The sequence below is a fragment of the Streptomyces sp. NPDC051684 genome, assembly GCF_044453445.1.
Lineage (GTDB): Bacteria > Actinomycetota > Actinomycetes > Streptomycetales > Streptomycetaceae > Streptomyces.
This window is the reverse complement of the sequence record NZ_JBITCS010000031.1, coordinates 1-16292: the sequence shown is the minus strand read 5'-3', so window position 1 is coordinate 16292 and position 16292 is coordinate 1. Positions and strand designations below refer to the sequence as shown.

11 protein-coding genes are annotated in these 16292 nt (G+C 72.2%); 6 read left to right on the top strand and 5 right to left on the bottom strand.

Translation table 11 applies throughout. The features are described 5' to 3' along the window. Positions 1-51 precede the first annotated feature (51 nt). From ACIA8D_RS30775 to ACIA8D_RS30765, 3 genes are all read left to right on the top strand, one after another. Positions 52-2352, top strand: coding sequence for an ATP-binding cassette domain-containing protein (locus ACIA8D_RS30775; RefSeq protein ID WP_399237393.1), 2301 nt, complete (start codon positions 52-54; stop codon positions 2350-2352). A gap of 77 nt (positions 2353-2429) precedes the next feature. Next, the gene (gene ddaH, locus ACIA8D_RS30770; RefSeq protein ID WP_399237392.1) at positions 2430-3206 is read left to right on the top strand and encodes a dimethylargininase; all 777 of its coding nucleotides are present in this window, start codon (positions 2430-2432) and stop codon (positions 3204-3206) included. A 94-nt stretch (positions 3207-3300) separates the two neighbouring features. Continuing rightward, positions 3301-4278, top strand: coding sequence for an acyl-ACP desaturase (locus tag ACIA8D_RS30765; protein WP_399237391.1), 978 nt, complete (start codon positions 3301-3303; stop codon positions 4276-4278). 173 nt (positions 4279-4451) lie between these two features. Here the strand turns inward: ACIA8D_RS30765 and ACIA8D_RS30760 are convergent, their stop codons facing one another. The 3 genes from ACIA8D_RS30760 to ACIA8D_RS30750 form a co-directional block, all read right to left on the bottom strand. Beyond that, positions 4452-7811 carry a hypothetical protein gene (locus tag ACIA8D_RS30760; RefSeq protein ID WP_399237390.1) on the bottom strand — a complete coding sequence of 1120 codons (3360 nt, stop codon included), beginning with the start codon at positions 7809-7811 and terminating at the stop codon, positions 4452-4454. Between the two features lie 93 nt (positions 7812-7904). Beyond that, positions 7905-8147: a WhiB family transcriptional regulator gene (locus ACIA8D_RS30755; protein WP_399237389.1), complete on the bottom strand. Its 243-nt coding sequence runs from the start codon at positions 8145-8147 to the stop codon at positions 7905-7907. Positions 8148-8241: 94 nt separating this feature from the next. Continuing rightward, positions 8242-9033 carry a VOC family protein gene (locus tag ACIA8D_RS30750; RefSeq protein ID WP_399237388.1) on the bottom strand — a complete coding sequence of 264 codons (792 nt, stop codon included), beginning with the start codon at positions 9031-9033 and terminating at the stop codon, positions 8242-8244. Between the two features lie 246 nt (positions 9034-9279). On the opposite strand from ACIA8D_RS30750, the gene ACIA8D_RS30745 reads away from it, so the two are divergent. Beyond that, positions 9280-10500 (top strand): glycoside hydrolase family 64 protein, encoded by a 1221-nt coding sequence (locus tag ACIA8D_RS30745; RefSeq protein ID WP_399237469.1) that lies wholly within the window; start codon positions 9280-9282, stop codon positions 10498-10500. 12 nt (positions 10501-10512) lie between these two features. Here ACIA8D_RS30745 and ACIA8D_RS30740 read toward each other — a convergent pair whose 3' ends face one another. Together ACIA8D_RS30740 and ACIA8D_RS30735 are read right to left on the bottom strand one after the other, a co-directional pair. After that, positions 10513-12132 carry a GMC family oxidoreductase gene (locus ACIA8D_RS30740; protein ID WP_399237387.1) on the bottom strand — a complete coding sequence of 540 codons (1620 nt, stop codon included), beginning with the start codon at positions 12130-12132 and terminating at the stop codon, positions 10513-10515. Between the two features lie 76 nt (positions 12133-12208). Continuing rightward, a complete protein-coding gene (locus tag ACIA8D_RS30735; protein WP_399237386.1) occupies positions 12209-13681 on the bottom strand; it encodes a purine-cytosine permease family protein in 1473 nt (490 codons plus the stop codon). A gap of 71 nt (positions 13682-13752) precedes the next feature. Between ACIA8D_RS30735 and ACIA8D_RS30730 the strand changes: the two genes are divergently transcribed. Both ACIA8D_RS30730 and ACIA8D_RS30725 read left to right on the top strand, forming a co-directional pair. Then, positions 13753-14379 carry a TetR/AcrR family transcriptional regulator gene (locus ACIA8D_RS30730; RefSeq protein ID WP_399237468.1) on the top strand — a complete coding sequence of 209 codons (627 nt, stop codon included), beginning with the start codon at positions 13753-13755 and terminating at the stop codon, positions 14377-14379. 137 nt (positions 14380-14516) lie between these two features. Further along, on the top strand, positions 14517-16142 hold the full coding sequence (locus ACIA8D_RS30725; RefSeq protein ID WP_399237385.1) for an amidohydrolase: 1626 nt from the start codon (positions 14517-14519) through the stop codon (positions 16140-16142). Positions 16143-16292: the final 150 nt, after the last annotated feature.

Here is a 16292-nt window from a genome sequence, read left to right as displayed (position 1 = left end):
CGGCGGAATACCCGACATAGACTGTCGGGTATTCCGCCTAGCGTCGCTGTCATGACGTACTTGCACATCGTCGGCGCCCGCGAGAACAACCTGCGGGACGTCACCCTGCGTATCCCGAAGAACCGGCTCACCGTCTTCACGGGGGTCAGCGGCTCCGGCAAGTCCTCCGTCGTCTTCGACACCATCGCCGTGGAGTCGCAGCGGCAGCTCAACGAGACGTACACCTGGTTCGTCCGCAACCGGCTGCCCAAGTACGAGAAGCCGCACGCGGACGCGCTGGAGGAGCTGACGCCCGCGATCGTCGTCGACCAGAAGCCGATCGGCGGGCACTCGCGGTCCACGGTGGGCACGATGACCGATGTGTACTCGGTGATCCGGGTGCTGTTCTCGCGGCACGGGACGCCCAGCGCGGGGCCCGCGACCGCGTACTCGTTCAACGACCCGAGCGGGATGTGCCCGGAGTGCGACGGGCTCGGGCGCACCGTGCGCCCCGACTACACCCGCATCCTCGACCCGTCGAAGTCCCTCGCGGGCGGCGCGGTGCTGTTCCCACCGTTCGCCGTCGGGACCTGGCAGGGGCAGACGTACACGAACACCACCGACCTCGACACCGCCAAGCCCGTGGGCGAGTTCACCGCCGACGAGCGGGAGTTCCTGATGCGCGGGCGCGGGCGCTCGGTGAACGTCGCGAACACTGGCGGACGCCGCGACATCGGCTTCGAGGGGCTCGCCGACCGCTTCGAGCGGCTGTACCTCAACCGGGACCTGTCGACGCTGAGCCAGCGCACGCGCGACCTGGTCGGCCGGTATCTGACCGAGGGCACCTGTCCGGTGTGCGACGGGGCGCGCCTGAACGCCGCCGCGCTCGCCACCCGCGTCGAGGGCCTGAGCATCGCCGAGTGCGCGCGCATGGAGGTCGGCGAGCTGATCCCCGTGCTGCGCCGCATCAAGGGCGCCGTGGCCGGGCCCATCGCCGAGGCTGCCGTCACCGCCCTGGAGCGCATCGAGGCGATCGGCCTCGGTTATCTGAGCCTCGACCGGGAGACGTCGACGCTGTCCGGCGGCGAGGGGCAGCGCCTGAAGACCGTGCGGCACCTGGGCTCCAGCCTGACCGGGATGACGTACATCTTCGACGAGCCGAGCGTGGGACTGCACCCGCGCGACGTCGGACGCCTCAACGAACTGCTGCTGCGGCTGCGCGACAAGGGGAACACCGTGCTCGTCGTCGAGCACGACCCCGATGTCATCGCCGTCGCCGACCACGTCGTCGACATGGGTCCCGCGGGCGGGGCGGACGGCGGGCGCGTGGTGTTCGAGGGCACGCCGGGCGCGCTGCGGCGCGCGGACACGCTCACCGGCCGCTGCCTGCGCCGCACAGGCGGGGTGAAGGAGCGACCGCGCTCCGCGACCGGCCATGTGCGGGTCGAGGGCGCCCGGGTCCACAACCTCAAGGACGTCACCGTGCGGGTGCCGACCGGGGTGCTCACCGCCGTCACCGGGGTCGCCGGGTCCGGAAAGAGCTCCCTCGTCTCCGGGGCGTTCCGCGCGGCGCACCCGGAGGCGGTGGTCGTCGACCAGTCGTCCATCGGGATCTCCGGGCGCTCCACCCCGGCGACGTATCTCGGGATCATGGACACCGTACGGAAGGTGTTCGCGCGCGAGACCGGCACCGAGCCGGGCCTGTTCAGCTTCAACTCGGGCGGGGCCTGCGAGCACTGCGAGGGGCGCGGCACGATCTACAGCGACCTCGCGTTCATGGACCCGGTGACCACGGTGTGCGAGGCCTGCGGCGGGCGGCGCTTCAAGGAGGAGGTGCTCGCCCTCACCGTGCGCGGGCGCAATGTCGCCGACCTGCTCGACATGACGGCGGCGCAGGCCCTCGACTACTTCGCGGACCTCGACGACAAGGGCGTAGGCCGCCGGCTGCGCGCGCTGCGCGACGTGGGCCTCACCTATCTCACGCTCGGCCAGCCGCTGAGCACGCTGTCCGGCGGCGAGCGCCAGCGCATCAAGCTGGCCACCCAGTTGCACCGCTCCGCGGCGACGTACGTCCTGGACGAGCCGACCACCGGCCTGCACATGGCGGACGTCGACGAGCTCGTGGCGCTGCTCGACCGGCTCGTCGACGCGGGCAACACCGTGGTCGTCGTCGAGCACAACCTCGACGTGGTCCGGCGGGCGGACTGGATCATCGATCTGGGCCCCGAGGGCGGCCGGCACGGCGGCGAGGTGCTTTTCGAGGGCACACCGGCCCAACTGCTCGACGCGGAGGGTTCGTTCACGGCCGAGCACCTGCGGCGGGCGGTCGTGGGCGCGGACAGGCCGGGTGAGGGGGACGTGACGGCCGCGTGACAGGGGATTCCGCGACACGTGTCGCCCTGTGCATGATGTGGGCACCGTCACTCTCGCGTTTCGTCATGGAGTCCGCCGTGCCCAGCAAGAAGGCCCTCGTCCGCCGCCCCGGACCGCGCATCGCGGACGGGCTCGTCACCCACATCGAGCGGACCCCGGTCGACGCCGAGAAGGCACAGGAGCAGTGGAAGGGGTACGTCGACGCACTGGAGGCGCACGGCTGGGAGACGTTCCTGGTGGAGCCGGTCGACCTGTGCCCGGACGCCGTGTTCGTGGAGGACACGGTGGTCGTCTTCCGCAACGTCGCACTGATCACCCGGTCCGGCGCCGAGTCGCGGCGCCCGGAGACGGCGGGCGTCGAGGAGGCCGTGGCGCGGCTCGGCTGCTCCGTCAACTGGGTGTGGGAGCCGGGCACCCTCGACGGCGGCGACGTACTGAAGATTGGCGACACGATCTACGTAGGGCGCGGCGGGCGCACCAACGCGGCGGGCGTGCAGCAGTTGCGCGCCGTCTTCGAGCCGCTCGGCGCGCGCGTGGTCGCCGTACCGCTCTCCAAGGTGCTGCATCTGAAGACGGCAGTGACCGCGCTGCCCGACGGCACCGTCGTCGGACATCCGCCGCTGGTCGAGCACGCCTCCCTGTTCCCGCGCTTCCTGCCGGTGCCCGAGGAGTCCGGGGCGCATGTGGTGCTGCTCGGCGGGGACCGGCTGCTCATGGCGCAGAGCGCGCCCAAGTCGGCGGAGCAGCTCGCCGACCTCGGGTACGAGCCGGTTCTGGTGGACATTTCCGAGTTCGAAAAGCTGGAGGGGTGTGTGACCTGCCTCTCAGTTCGCCTGCGAGAGCTCCACACGTAACCGCCATCTTTATTGGGCGCTTAACCTACGGCAACGTAACCTACGACACCGTAGGTATCTCCGCTCGCATTACCTCCGTCCCCCAGGAGCCCCCGTGACCGTCATCTCCCCCCGCCTCGGCTCGTCGACCACGTGGACCGACGCCCGCCTGCTCCACGCGCTGGAAGAAGTCGTCGAGCAGGAGCTCAACCGGCACCTCAAGGTCGCCAAGGACTGGATGCCGCACGACTACGTGCCCTGGTCCGACGCCCGCAACTTCCCGCAGTTCTTCGAGGACGGCGAGGCCTGGGACAAGGAACAGTCCAAGGTCACCGAGATCGGCCGCACCGCCCTCATCGTCAACCTGCTGACCGAGGACAACCTCCCCAGCTACCACCACGAGATCGCCTCGCTGTTCGGCCGCGACGGCGCGTGGGGCACCTGGGTGCACCGCTGGACGGCGGAGGAGGGCCGGCACGGCATCGTGATGCGCGACTACCTGCTCGCCTCGCGCGCCGTCGACCCCGACAAGCTGGAAGCCTTCCGCATGTCGCACATGAGCGAGGGCTTCGAGTCGGACAACCGGCACTCGATGCTGCACTCGGTCGCCTACGTCTCCTTCCAGGAGCTGGCCACCCGCGTCTCGCACCGCAACACCGGACACCAGTCCGGCGACCCGGTCTGCGACCGCATGCTCGCCCGGATCGCCACGGACGAGAACCTGCACATGGTCTTCTACCGCAACCTGCTCAAGGCCGCGTTCGAGATCGCCCCCGACCTGACGATGCAGGCCGTGCGCGACGTCGTCGTGAACTTCCGGATGCCCGGACACGGCATCCCCGGCTTCGAGCGGGCCGCTGCGCAGATGGCGATCGGCGAGGTCTACAACATGCGCATCCACCACGACGACGTGATCCAGCCGGTGCTGCGCTTCCTCAAGGTCATGGAGATCGACGGCCTGAGCCCCGAGGGCCTCAAGGCGCAGGAGGAGCTGGGCCTGTTCATGAACGGCCTGGACACCGAGGCGTCGAAGTTCGACGAGAAGCTGGCGGCCCGAAAGGCGCGGATGGCGGCGCGGGCGGCGTCTGCCTGACCCCGGCCAAGCCCCGCCGGCACCTTGCGGCGGCGCCGGTGCCACATTCAAGCCCCGCCGCCGATTGCGGCGCTGCGGGACCAGATCAAGCCCCGCCGGCGATTGAGGCGCGGGGTCCGGGGCAGAGCCCCGCGGCGTGGGGACGGGCAGGCGCAACCTCCCGACCCACGCCGCTACGGCGCCGTGTTCGTCCGCGAGGCGGCGTCGCGGACGTCCGGGGACGGATGGGCCCGCAGGGCCGCCAGGTGGGCCCGCCACGCCGCGGGCCATGCCGCACGCTCCCCGGCCGCCGCCGTGATCGCCCACGCGAACAGCCCCTCCGGGTGGGTGCCGGCCGCGGCGAGTGTGCTCACCGTCCGGTCCAGTTCCACCCCCGGCCCGTCCTCCCGCCGCAGTCGCCCCCGCAGCGCGTCCGCCGTGCGCGCGGCGAGTGCGGGACGCTCGGCGTGCAGCGCGGCCAGCTCCCGCAGGCCGGGCCCCGGGTCCGAGAGGTCCACCGCGCCGAGGAGCGCCCGCGCGGCCGACGCCACGAACGGGTCCCGCTCGGCGAGCCGCCGCGCCACCGACCGGGCGACGGGGCGCAGCGCCGCCTCGTGCGGCGCCCGGTCGGCAAGCAGCCCGGCGACGCATTCGACCCTGCGGTGCGCGGGGCGGTCCAACTCCTCCCCCGCGTCCGGCGCGGGCCCGTGGTCCATGAGGGCGGTGAGCGCGCCGAGCAGCACGTCCGCGCCCTTTGGTGTGCGGGCGGCTTCCCCGACCAGGCCAGCGGCGGCCGTGCGCCACAGCGCCGGGGCCCGGCGCGCCACGTCGCCGAGCGCCCGGGCGAACAGCTCCGGCGCCTGCGGCGACCAGGCGGACCAGCGCGCGAGCGCGGCGAGGGCCGTGGCCGCGAGTTCGTCGTCGTCCGTGCCCGCGACGGCGGCGACGAGCGCCGCGTACCGCCCGCGGTGTCCCGCGGCGACATCGAGCGGTGCCCGGCGCAGCGCGGCGTCGCGCACCACCGGTTCCCGGCCCTCGCGCACGGCGTCCGCGAGGATCTCCCAGGCCGGCTCCTCGCCGAGCAGGCCACGGGCGACGAAGGCGACACAGGCGGCGCGTACGTCGCGGTGGGCGTCCGGCGCCGCGTAGGCGCGCGCGAGCAGCCGGGCGGCGTCGGGCGCGGGCAGCCTGGTCGCCGCGAGGCGTGCGCCCTCCTTGCGGCTGGTCACCTTCTTGCCCGGACCGGTGAGCAACTCGTCGAGCAGCGGCGCCAGTTCGGACGGGCGGACGTGTCGGGACGCCTGCGTCGCGGCGTACACCGCGACCCGGGCCCGGTCGCCGCCCGCGTGGCCGAGCAGCAGCGGCAGGTCCTCGCCGGTGCGGCCGAGCGCGGCGATGGCCGCCTCGGCGAGCGTGACGTCCGAGGCGTCGGCCCACTTCCCGAGCAGGTCGCGGCCCCCTTCGGGAACGTCGGCGGCGCACTGGATGGCGGTGCTGCGGCGCCAGTGCCGCAGTCCGGCGTCGTCCGCGAGCCGCTTCAACTGCCGCAGATACGCCTGCTGTTGGCGCGGCAGCCAGCGCCGCACCGCGGCCCCGCCCACCGGGAAGGCCCACGCGCTCTTGTCCGTGAGGAAGCGCCCGTACGGCGGCCGGTCGGTGAGGAAGCGGTCGAGCAGATCCGTGCGCCGGTGGGCCACCACCTGGGCCACGCAGCCGAGTTCGGCGGCGGACGGCTCCAGGTCGAGGATGTGCGCGGCGCGTTCGTCGCGGGTCGCGGGCGGTTCGAGCCACAGCTGAACCGCCGAGCGGACCGTGGCGTCGTTGCCGTGCTCGACGGCGTGCCGCAGCAGTTCCTGGAGCTCCGTCATCCCGGCGGCGCGGCGGCCCGTGGCGCGGGCCAGGGCGAGGACGAGGCGGTACTCGCCCTTCTTCACCTCAACGTCGATGCGCCTGCGCAGCGCCGCGAAAACCTGGTGCTCCTGACCGCGGCGCAGTGTGCGGTCGAGGCGACCGAGGTCGACGCCGCCGCTGTAGCCGTGCAGGCCGACGAGGACGCCCAGCGCCCAGCCGGTGTGCACGGGGTCCTGGTCCACGGCGTGCTCACGCAGGACGCCGAGGACGAGCCGGGACAGCGCGCCGGTCGTCGGGTAGGAGCGGTCGCGCGCCTGGAGGGCGTCGGCGACGAGCTCGCTCAGGTGCGGCAGCGCGTCCGGCGACCAGAGCGCGGGATGCACGTCGTCGGCGAGGGCGCGCAGGGCGGCGCCGCGCACCGGGTCCTGTTCGTTGCGCAGCCTTCCCGCCAACTTGGTTGTCAGTTCCGCCAGTTGACCCGGATCGGCGGCGCGGGCGACGTTGCGGACGAGCAGCGGCCAGGCCGCGGCGCGGTCCTCGGCGCGGGGCCTGCGCGTGGCGGCGTCCAGTGCTGCGCGGGCCTCGTCGGGCGGCAGGTAGGACTCGGCCGCGAGCACGGTGGTCCAGTCGGCGCCCTGCTTGCGTGCGGCCTCGGCGGCCAGCCGGGCCACGGCGGCGACGTGCCCGCGCGGCAGGACGTCGAGCAGCTCGGTGGGCGCCCCCTCGTGCGCGACGCCCCGCCCGGCCATGGCCGTCTCGTACGTCGCCCAGCGGGCGGACGGCGCCTGGGCCCGCAGCAGTGCGGCGAGGTCACCGGTGCTGCCCGCGAGCGCACGGGCGTACCCGTCGAGTTCCGGCGCCCCGGAGCGGGCCAAGGCGCGCAGGGCGGCGGGGCTCAGTCGGCGCGGGCCGGGCAGCGTCCTGCGCCAGGGACCCGCGTACATCCGCAGCACCCGCTCGGGCGCGGCCTTCGCCCACGCGTCCAGGCAGCGGCCGAGCAGGGCGGGGAAGCGGGTGGGCGGGTACGCGTCGAGGAGGTCGAGCGCGCGCGGCGCTGCGGCCGGGGACACGGCGACCAGCATCCGCGCGTACCGCCCGAACCAGCCGTCGCGGGCGGCCTCCGGGAGCCCCGCCAGTTGCCCTTCGGCGACGTCCAGGACGATGCCGGGGTACCGCCTGACGAGCGCCCGCCAGCTCCGCACGGCGTGGAACACGTCCGGCAGGAGCCGCGCGAGGACGTCGGGCGAGCAGCCGGGCAGCAGCCTCGCCGCCTCGGCGTCGCCCCATTCCGCCCGCACCTCGGCCACGCACCGGTCGGCGAGCGCGGGGCGCCGGCCGCTCGCCAGCGAGCGCAGCAGCCCGCGCCGGACGGCCTCGGGTGCGTCGCGCAGCGCGGTCTCGAACGCGGCGTCGGGCACGTCGAGCCCGTCGGCGGCGCGCAGGGCGTGCCCGCGCACGAACGGGTCGGGGTCGGCGAGGTGCCCCGCGACCCAGTCGGCATCGCGCCCGACGCAGGCGAGCAGCGCGCAGACGCTCCGCTCGTAGCTGCCCTGGGCGTCCAGCTCCGCGAGGACGTCGGCCAGTTCACCACTCGCCGCCAGCTCCCCGGCCCGGCGCGCGATCTCGCGCACCCGCCCGGGGAAGGGCAGCGGTTCGAGGGTGTCGAGGAGTCGGGCGGCGGTGGTCACGCGTGCTTCGGGCATGCGACGAGTGTGCCTGCCGCCACCGGGCGGGCCCACCGAATATCGTCCCGGCCCCCGTCGGCCCGGGACGCCCGGCGGCGTACGGCGACGCCGTCAGCTGTTCTTGAGCCGGTGTCGCTCCTTCTCGGAGAGTCCGCCCCACACCCCGAACCGTTCGTCGTGCGTGAGGGCGTACTCCAGGCAGCTCTGCCGGATCGTGCACAGGCCGCAGATCGTCTTGGCCTCGCGCACGGAGCTGCCCGGCTCGGGGAAGAAGAACTCGGAGCCGGTCTGGGCACACAGGGCCTGGTCCTGCCAGGTGGGGCCGGCAGGCGTGAGGGTCGTGTTCGCGTACATGTCGGCCAGTGTGCCGCCCGCCGAAAAACGTTTGATCAACACTCCATCAACGGGCGGCAATCGGGCACCGGGGACGCCGCCGACGCCCGATCGGTCACTGCTGTTCGGGGTCCCCCCGCAGCACCGCGAACCCCGCTCCATAGGGGTCGGCCAGCTTCGCGATCCGCCCGACACCGGCGATGCTGACCGGCTCGGAGCGCACCGTCCCACCCAGCTCCTGTGTACGGTCCGCCGTCGCGTCCACGTCCGGGACGTGGATGTACGGCGTCCAGTGCGGGCCCGCCTGGGCCTCCGACGGATCGCTGTCCAGCTTGGCGAGGCCGCCGAACATCGCGTTCTCGTCCGTGCCCGGCGGATTGATCGTCGTGTAGCTCCCGCCGGGGAACTCGACGTCGAACGCGCCCCAGTTGAAGACCGATCCGTAGAACCGCTTCGCGGCGGCCACATCGGGGGCGTACAGCTCCACCCAGTTGAGCCCGCCGTCGTCCCTGGTGTATTCGAGGCCCTTGTTCTTTCCCGGCTGCCAGATGCCGAAGGGGGCACCGGCCGGGTCGGTGAAGACGGCCATGCGGCCCAGGTCGAACACGTCCATCGGCTGGAGCAGGGCGCTGCCGCCGGCCTGCTCCACCGCCTTCGCCGTGGCCTCCGCGTCCGCGCTCTGGAAGTACACGGTCCAGCCGGGCTCGCCCTGCTCGGCCGTGACCGTCATGGCACCGCTCACGGTCCTGCCTTCGAGCTGGAACATTCCGTACCCGCCGGCCTCTGGTCCAGCCGACTGGAAGGTCCAGCCGAAGAGGCCGCTGTAGAACGAGATCGCACCGTCCATGTCGGGGGTGCTGAGGTCCAGCCAGTTCGGCGCGCCGTCCACGAACTCCGTAGTGATCATGGGTCCTGCCCTCCTCGTCGAGGGTTTCTCTTCCGGACTCCAGAGTCTTGCACCGGGCACTGACAACCGCCCTCGCACCACGCTGACCTGGGCTGGTTCAGACCAGAGGAACCGAACGATCCGGCTTCAACAATTGAACGCAAACAAAAAATGGGAGCGCTCCCTGCGCAAAGTATTGACGGCTCTGTTCCCCCTCGCCACAGTGGGGCTCCCCCACACACCCCCCACATTCAGGGAGTGCGCATCGTGATCTCGCGCAGAATATTTCTCGCCAGTGCCGGAGCGGGTCTCGCCACGACGGCCGCAGCACTCACCGTTCCCTCCTGGACCGCGGGCGCCGCACCCGCCACCTGTGAACTCGCCCTGGAGAACACGTCGTTGGGCGGCACGGTCCGCGCCTACGTCACCGGGCACGAGAACGGGACCGGCGACTGGGTGCTGTTGCGCTCCGACGGCAGCGTCTACCGCCCCGAGTCGCCGAGCGCCCCGCAGACCCCGCTGCCCGTCGACTGCGCCATCCCGCTCGGTGCCGCGGGCTCGGCGCCAAAGGTCGTGACGCTGCCTCAGATGTACGGCGCCCGCGTCTACTTCGTACGCGACGACACGCTCGACTTCTTCCTCAACCCCGGCCCCTCCCTGGTCGAGCCCGCCTTCGCCACGAAGGAGGACGCGAACTACGGCAAGACCTGGGCGTTCGCCGAATTCACCTTCACCTCCGAGCAGTTGTACGCGAACATCAGCTACGTCGACCTGGTCACGGCCCTGCCCATCGGCCTGAAGCTGGAGGGCGACGCCACGCACACCGTCGCCCCGCTCCCCGACGGCGCCATCGACAAGATCGCCTCGGATCTCGCGGCGCAGGCCGCCAAGGACGGGCAGCCCTGGGACAAGCTCGTCATCAAGGGCGAGGACGGAAAGGTGCTGCGTGCGATCTCCCCGCAGAACCTCATGGCGCCGTACTTCGACAAGCCGGACGAGATGCCGTTCCGCGACGTGTGGAGCGACTACATCGACAAGGTGTGGGCCAAGTACGCCTCGACCGACCTGAAGATCGACCTCCAGGGCGGGCGCGGCACCTTCACGGGCCGGGTCAGCGGCGACACGCTCACCTTCAACGGCGGGCACACTTTCGCCAAGCCCGCCTCCAAGGACGTCTTCACCTGCAACCACGGGCCGTTCGCCAACAACCCGGGCGACTCCGACGACAAGAAGGGCATCCTGTCCCGCCTCGCCGCCGGGTTCAACCGCAGCATCATGCTCACGCACCCGGAGCAGCCCAACGGCCTGACGACCGCGGACTACTACCAGGACGCCACGACCAACCACTGGTCGCGCATCGTGCACGCCAACTCGCCCATCGGCTACGCCTTCCCCTACGACGACGTGCAGGCGGAGGGGCAGCCGGACGTGTCCGGCGCGGCGCACGACGGCAATCCGCGCCGGTTCACGGTGAGCGTGGGGTCGTAACTCCCCTTTTGCTCAGCGCTGCTTGGTGGCGTCCTCGCGGATCAGGTCGGCGGCCCGTTCCGCGAGGGCGACCGTCGGCGCGTGCGTGTGGCCGCGGGTGATGCGCGGCATGACGGAGGCGTCGACGACGCGCAGGCCCTCGGTGCCGCGCACGCGCAGGCGCGGGTCGGTGACCGAGCCCTCGTCGGAGCCCATCCGGCAGGTGCCGACCGGGTGGTAGAGGGTCTCGGCGCTCGCGCGCACCGAGCGGGTGAGCGCCTCGTCGTCGACGACGCCGGGGTAGCCGCCCATCGGCTCCGTATGGTGCGCGGCCAGCGCGCTCTGGGCGAGCAGCTCCTCGGCCCGGCGCACACCGGCGACGAGCGTGCGCACGTCCTCGTCGTGGGCCAGGTAGTCCGGGTCGATGCGCGGCTTCCCGTCGGGCCCGCCCGGGGTGATCCGGCCCTCGCTCTTGGGCTGGAGCAGGATCACGCCGAGGGTGAGCCCGTGCTCGGTCGGCGCCTCCAGACCGTGGTTCACGAACGGCACCGGAGCGTAGATCAACTCAATGTCGGGGGCCGTCAGTTCGGGCTTGGTGGACAGGAAGGCGACGGCCTCGCCGACGTTCGAGGTGAGCGGTCCGCGTCCGCCGAGCAGGAAGCGGGCGATATTGGCGGGCGAGTCGGCGCCGGTGAGCGAGATCGGCTTCGCGGCGCGGACGTTCAGCGCGTACATCAGGTGGTCCTGGAGGTGGCGGCCGACGTCGGGCGATGCGACGAAGGTGTCGATGCCCGCCTCCGCGAGGGCCTCCGGGTCACCGATGCCCGCCTGCTGGAGCAGCTGCGGCGAGTTGATCGCACCCGCGGAGAGGATGACCTCGCGGGTGGCGCGCAGGGTGCCCGCGGGTATCCCGGAGGCGACGACGCCGGCCGCGCGGTTGCCGTCGAAGTCGATGCGGGTGACGCGGGCGCCGGTGTGGACGTCGAGGTTGGGGCGGCGCGCGGCGGGCTTGAGGTAGCCGTCGGCGGCGCTCCAGCGGCGGCCCTTGTACTGGTTGAGGGGCGTGAGGGCGAAGCCGGAGTGGTCGGCCTGGTTCAACTCGTCCAGTTCACGCAGGCCCTGGTCCCGGCACGCGTCGAGAAACGCGGCCGTGGTCGGGTTCGGGTGGCGCGGCGGCGAGATGTGCAGCGGGCCGCCCGTGCCGTACACTGAGTCCTCCCGCGCCGCCCCCTGCCACTGCTCGGCGCGCTGGAAGTAGCGCACGAACTCGTCGTACGACCAGGGGGATCCGGCTGCCTCGCCCCAGGCGTCGTAGTCGGCGCGGTGGCCCCGCACCCACATCATGGCGTTGATGGCCGAGGAGCCGCCCAGGGTGTGCCCGCGCGGCCAGTACAACTCGCGGTCGGCCAGGGCGGATTGACTAGTCGTCGAGTAGTCCCAGTCGTAGAGCGTCTTGAACAGCTTCGGGAACGCGGCCGGGATCCTGATCTCGGTCTTGCGGTCGCGCGGCCCGGACTCGACGAGGGCGACCCTGACGGAGGGATCCTCGGAGAGCCGCCCGGCGAGCACACAGCCGGCGGAGCCGGCCCCGACGATGACGTAGTCGTACGTACGGTCCTTGCTCAACGCGGCTCCCTCGACGATCAGTGCCATGCACAGGTGGCACCGATGCTCTACTCCCCGGTAAGCGCTGTCCAGAGCCGGTTGTGCGGGATGAGCGAGGATCGCGTCACGAGGGGGTCACGTTCCGCAGTGCGCCCGGGCGGCGCATCGTCAGCGCGTAGCAGAGGCAGGCCACCACCATGCCGACCGGCAGCGCGAGGTCCACGTGACCGAGGGCCGCGGCGATCGGTCCGGTGAAGTACAGGGTGTTCACGCAGAGCGCGGACGTCGCGGCGCCGGCCAACAGGGAGAGCGCGCCTGCCCAGTTGACTCCTCCGCGGTACCAGAACGGGCTGCCGGGCGACTCGTCGGCGAGGGCGGGACCGTCGTAGCGGTTGCGGCGCAGCACGATGTCGGTCGCGTAGATCGCCATGCTCGGGCCGAGCAGCACGACGGTCAGTTGCATGACGTTGCTGACGGTGTCGAGGAAGTTCGAGACGAGCAGCCCGTACAGGGTCAGCGCGACGGCGGCCGTGCCGTCGAACAGGACGCTGACGGAGCGGCGGATGCGCAGCCCGACGGCCTGCAGGGCGAGGCCCGCGCTGTACGCGGTCAGGGCGTTGATGGCGATGGTGCCGAGCACCAGGGCGAGCAGGAAGACGGGCGTGAACCAGCCGGGCAGGATCTTCTCCAGGGCCGCCTGCGGGTCGGTCATGTCGACGGTCGTGGCGGCGAGCACGCCGAGGGCCGAGACTCCCACGCCCGGCAGGAAGCCGCCGAGCGCGGTCCAGCCGACGATGGCCCGCTTCGGCGTCGTGCGGGGCAGATAGCGGGAGAAGTCCGCGCTGGTGGTGTACGACAGCGGCCCTGAGGCAATGAGGGTGACACCGGCGAGCACCGTCGCCCACAGGTCGATGCCGGTGAGGTGGTGTGCGGGTACGTAGCCGAAGTCGGCGTGCCGGACGACCACGACGGCCACGACGACGAAGGCCGCGGCGAGGACGAGGCTGATCGGCAGATACAGCTTCAGGATCAGGGCGTGGCCGTAGACGCTGATGGTCAGCGTGAGCGCCGCGATGACCACGATGACGGCGGCCTTCACTCCCGTGTTCACCGGGATGCCGACCTTCGCGACCAGCGAGAACGCGGCGACGGCCGCGGCCGAGAGGTTCAGCGCGAAGTAGCAGACCGAGATCACCCAGCCGACGATCGCGTTGTTCACGCGGTTGCCGATGACACCGTAGAGGGCGCGGGTGATGACCTCGCTGGGGGCACCGGCCGCGGGTCCGGAGACGGAGAGCCAGCCGGTGAGGATCCAGAACAGGTTGCCCACGAACAGCACCGCGAGGGCCTGCCACAGGTTCAGGCCCATCAGGACCAGGGCGCCGCCGACCACCAGGCTCAGATAGTTGATGCCGCCCGCGGCCCAGACCGAGAACAACTCGCGGGCCCTGCCGCGGCGTTCGGAGTCGGGGATGTGGTCGATGCCGTGGGCCTCGATCCGGGAGGCCGCCGCGGAGTCCTCGACGGGCGGGGTGTTTGCGGTGACTGCCGCCGGGCCGCCCGCGTCGGGAGACGGGTCGGGAAGCGTGGACGCCATGGGGCCCTCCGGGGTGCTGGTCTCGTCCCACCTGCTTGCTTATTGGTCGCACACTCAATAACGTGGCGAGCATGTCGTCAAGCGTTGAGCGCAAGCGAATCCGAAAATCTCCGGCCGCCAGGCGTGCGGAAATCGTTGCGAAGGCCGCTGAGATTGCGCTTTCCGAAGGTCTGGAGTGCATCACGCTGCGGCGCATCGGGGAGGATCTGGAGGTGCGTCCGGGCCTGGTGAGCCACTACTTCCCCTCGGCGGAGGAGCTGGTGGCGGAGGCGTTCGGGAGCGCTGCCGCGGGGGAGCTCGACGCGTTGCTCCCCGAGGGTGATGCGGATACGTCCGCCGTGGAGCGGCTCGCCGGGTTCCTGGCGCGGACGTCCGGGCCGGCGTGGGACGACATCAGCCGGTTGTGGATCAACGCGCGCCATCTGAGCCGGTACCGGGCCTCGCTGCGCGAGCGGGTCCAGGTGCAGGAGGCGGAGTGGCGGGGGCGGCTGACGGGGCTGCTCGCGGACGGCGTGGCGGGCGGGGAGTTCCGGGCGGCGGATCCGGAGGTGGTGGCGATGCAGATTCTGGTTGTGCTGGATGGGCTCGGCGCGAACGCGGGCACTGACGTGGGGTCTGTGCCGGTCGGGGTCGGGCGGATGGCGTTTTGGGTGGCCGAGTCTCAACTGGGCCTTCCAGGCGGGGCATTGGACTCTTGAGCCGCGACGGGGTTGCGGTCACGGGGCTCTGCCCCGGGCCCCGCGCCTCAATCGCCGGCGGGGCTTGATTGTGCCCACCCGGCCCTGATGCGCGATCGACAGAACACGACTGAAGCACCCATGAGGAGATGCGCACCATGCACCACCCCGAACTGATCCTTCTCGGCGCCCGGTTTCTCGATCCGGTCGACGGCGGGGGGCGGCCGTACACCGCGCTCGCCGCCACCGGGGGCCTGATCAGCGCGCTCGGTGACGACCGGGAGGTGCGCGCGCTCGCCGGGAGCACCACCGTCGTCGTCGACCTCAAGGGGGCCGTCGTGACGCCCGGGCTCGTCGATGGGCACACGCATCCCGTGTCCGGGGCCGAGCTCACCGCCGGTGTCGATCTGTCGCGGTGCGAGAGCCTCGACGACGTGCGTGCCGAGCTCGGGCGGGCGCGAGAGGCGCTCGCCGAGGGTGCCTGGCTGCACGCCTGGGGACTCGATCCGAATGTGTTCGGGGAGCGGGCCATCGAGGCCGCGGCGCTGGAACCCGTGCTCGACGGGGTTCCCGCGCTGCTCCAACTCTTCGACGCGCACTCGATGTTGGCGAGCGCCCGCGCCCTCGAACTCGCCGGGGTCGACGGACCGCGCGCCTTCGACCAGGCCGCCGAGATCGTCTGCGACGCCGACGGGCGGCCCACCGGGATGCTCCTGGAGGACGCCGCCTGCGAACTCGTCGAGCGGGCCGCGCCGCAGCCCACCCGCACCGATCGCCGCGAGCGGCTCGCGCGGACGCTGCGGGAGATGGCCGCGAGCGGGCTCACCGGCGGGCATGCCATGGACGCCAATGGGGACAGCCTTGAGCTGTACGAGGAGTTGGACCGTGACGCGGAGCTGGCCGTGCGGCTGCGGGTCGCGCCCTGGTGCCAGCCTGGCGCGGACGCCGATGCCGTGCACCATCTCGTTCAACTACAGGCGCGCGGTGGCGAGTTGTGGTCCGTCGACGGCGTCAAGCTGTTCATGGACGGCACCATCGACAACGGCACCGCGTGGCTGGAGCGGCCCGACTGCCACGGTGAGTCGACGCACGCGTTCTGGCCGGACCCGGCCGCGTACACCGACGTCGTCACCGCCCTGCACGGCGCGGGCGTGCCGACCGCGACGCACGCCATCGGGGACGCGGCGGTGCGGCACGCGCTCGACTCCGTGGCGAAGGCGCGGGCCGGGGCCCCCGGCGACGTACGGCATCGCGTCGAGCACATCGAGACGGTGCCGGACGACACGGTGCGGCGGTTCGCAGAGCTGGGCGTGATCGCGTCGATGCAGCCCACGCACTGCTGCGACTTCACGTGGGCCGACCACAGCGACAACTGGTCGCGGCGGCTCGGCGAGGAGCGTGCGGGGCGGGCCTGGCGCTGCCGTGACCTGTGGGACGCGAGGGCGACGGTCGTGCTCGGTTCGGACTGGCCGATCGCGCCGTACCCGCCGCTGGGTGTGATGGCGGGAGCGCGGCACCGTCGGCCGAGCCGGGATCTCGCGCTGCCGCCGCACGGACCCGAGCAGGCCCTGACCGGCATGGAGGCGCTGCGGGCGATGACGGTGAACGCCGCCCACGCCGCCGGTGAGGAGCGCGGCGCCGGGCGGATCGCGGTCGGCTTCCGCGCCGACCTCACGGCGTTCGCGGTGGATCCGGCCGCCGCCCCGGCGACCGAACTCCCCGACATACCTGTGCAGTTGACGGTGCTGGGCGGCCAGGTGACGCACCGGGTAGCCGGTCTGTAGACCCGTTCAACTGCCGTCGCCCTCCTCGTGCCTGGCGCGGATCGACTGCACCCGCTCGGGCTCGCCCGGCATCTTTCGCGGCCGCAGGCGAGGGGATCGACGACCTGTTCCGGGCAGACGAGGAGAACGTCTGCCGGAACAGCCGGCCGC

What these genes read in the sequence shown, in the direction of transcription:
- ACIA8D_RS30775 (WP_399237393.1), top strand. Translation starts at nt 52, where the DNA reads ATGACGTACTTGCACATCGTCGGCGCCCGCGAGAACAACCTGCGGGAC.
- ACIA8D_RS30760 (WP_399237390.1), bottom strand. Translation starts at nt 7,811, where the DNA reads ATGCCCGAAGCACGCGTGACCACCGCCGCCCGACTCCTCGACACCCTC.
- ACIA8D_RS30755 (WP_399237389.1), bottom strand. Translation starts at nt 8,147, where the DNA reads ATGTACGCGAACACGACCCTCACGCCTGCCGGCCCCACCTGGCAGGAC.
- ACIA8D_RS30750 (WP_399237388.1), bottom strand. Translation starts at nt 9,033, where the DNA reads ATGATCACTACGGAGTTCGTGGACGGCGCGCCGAACTGGCTGGACCTC.
- ACIA8D_RS30740 (WP_399237387.1), bottom strand. Translation starts at nt 12,132, where the DNA reads ATGGCACTGATCGTCGAGGGAGCCGCGTTGAGCAAGGACCGTACGTAC.
- ACIA8D_RS30735 (WP_399237386.1), bottom strand. Translation starts at nt 13,681, where the DNA reads ATGGCGTCCACGCTTCCCGACCCGTCTCCCGACGCGGGCGGCCCGGCG.
- ACIA8D_RS30730 (WP_399237468.1), top strand. Translation starts at nt 13,753, where the DNA reads ATGTCGTCAAGCGTTGAGCGCAAGCGAATCCGAAAATCTCCGGCCGCC.
- ACIA8D_RS30725 (WP_399237385.1), top strand. Translation starts at nt 14,517, where the DNA reads ATGCACCACCCCGAACTGATCCTTCTCGGCGCCCGGTTTCTCGATCCG.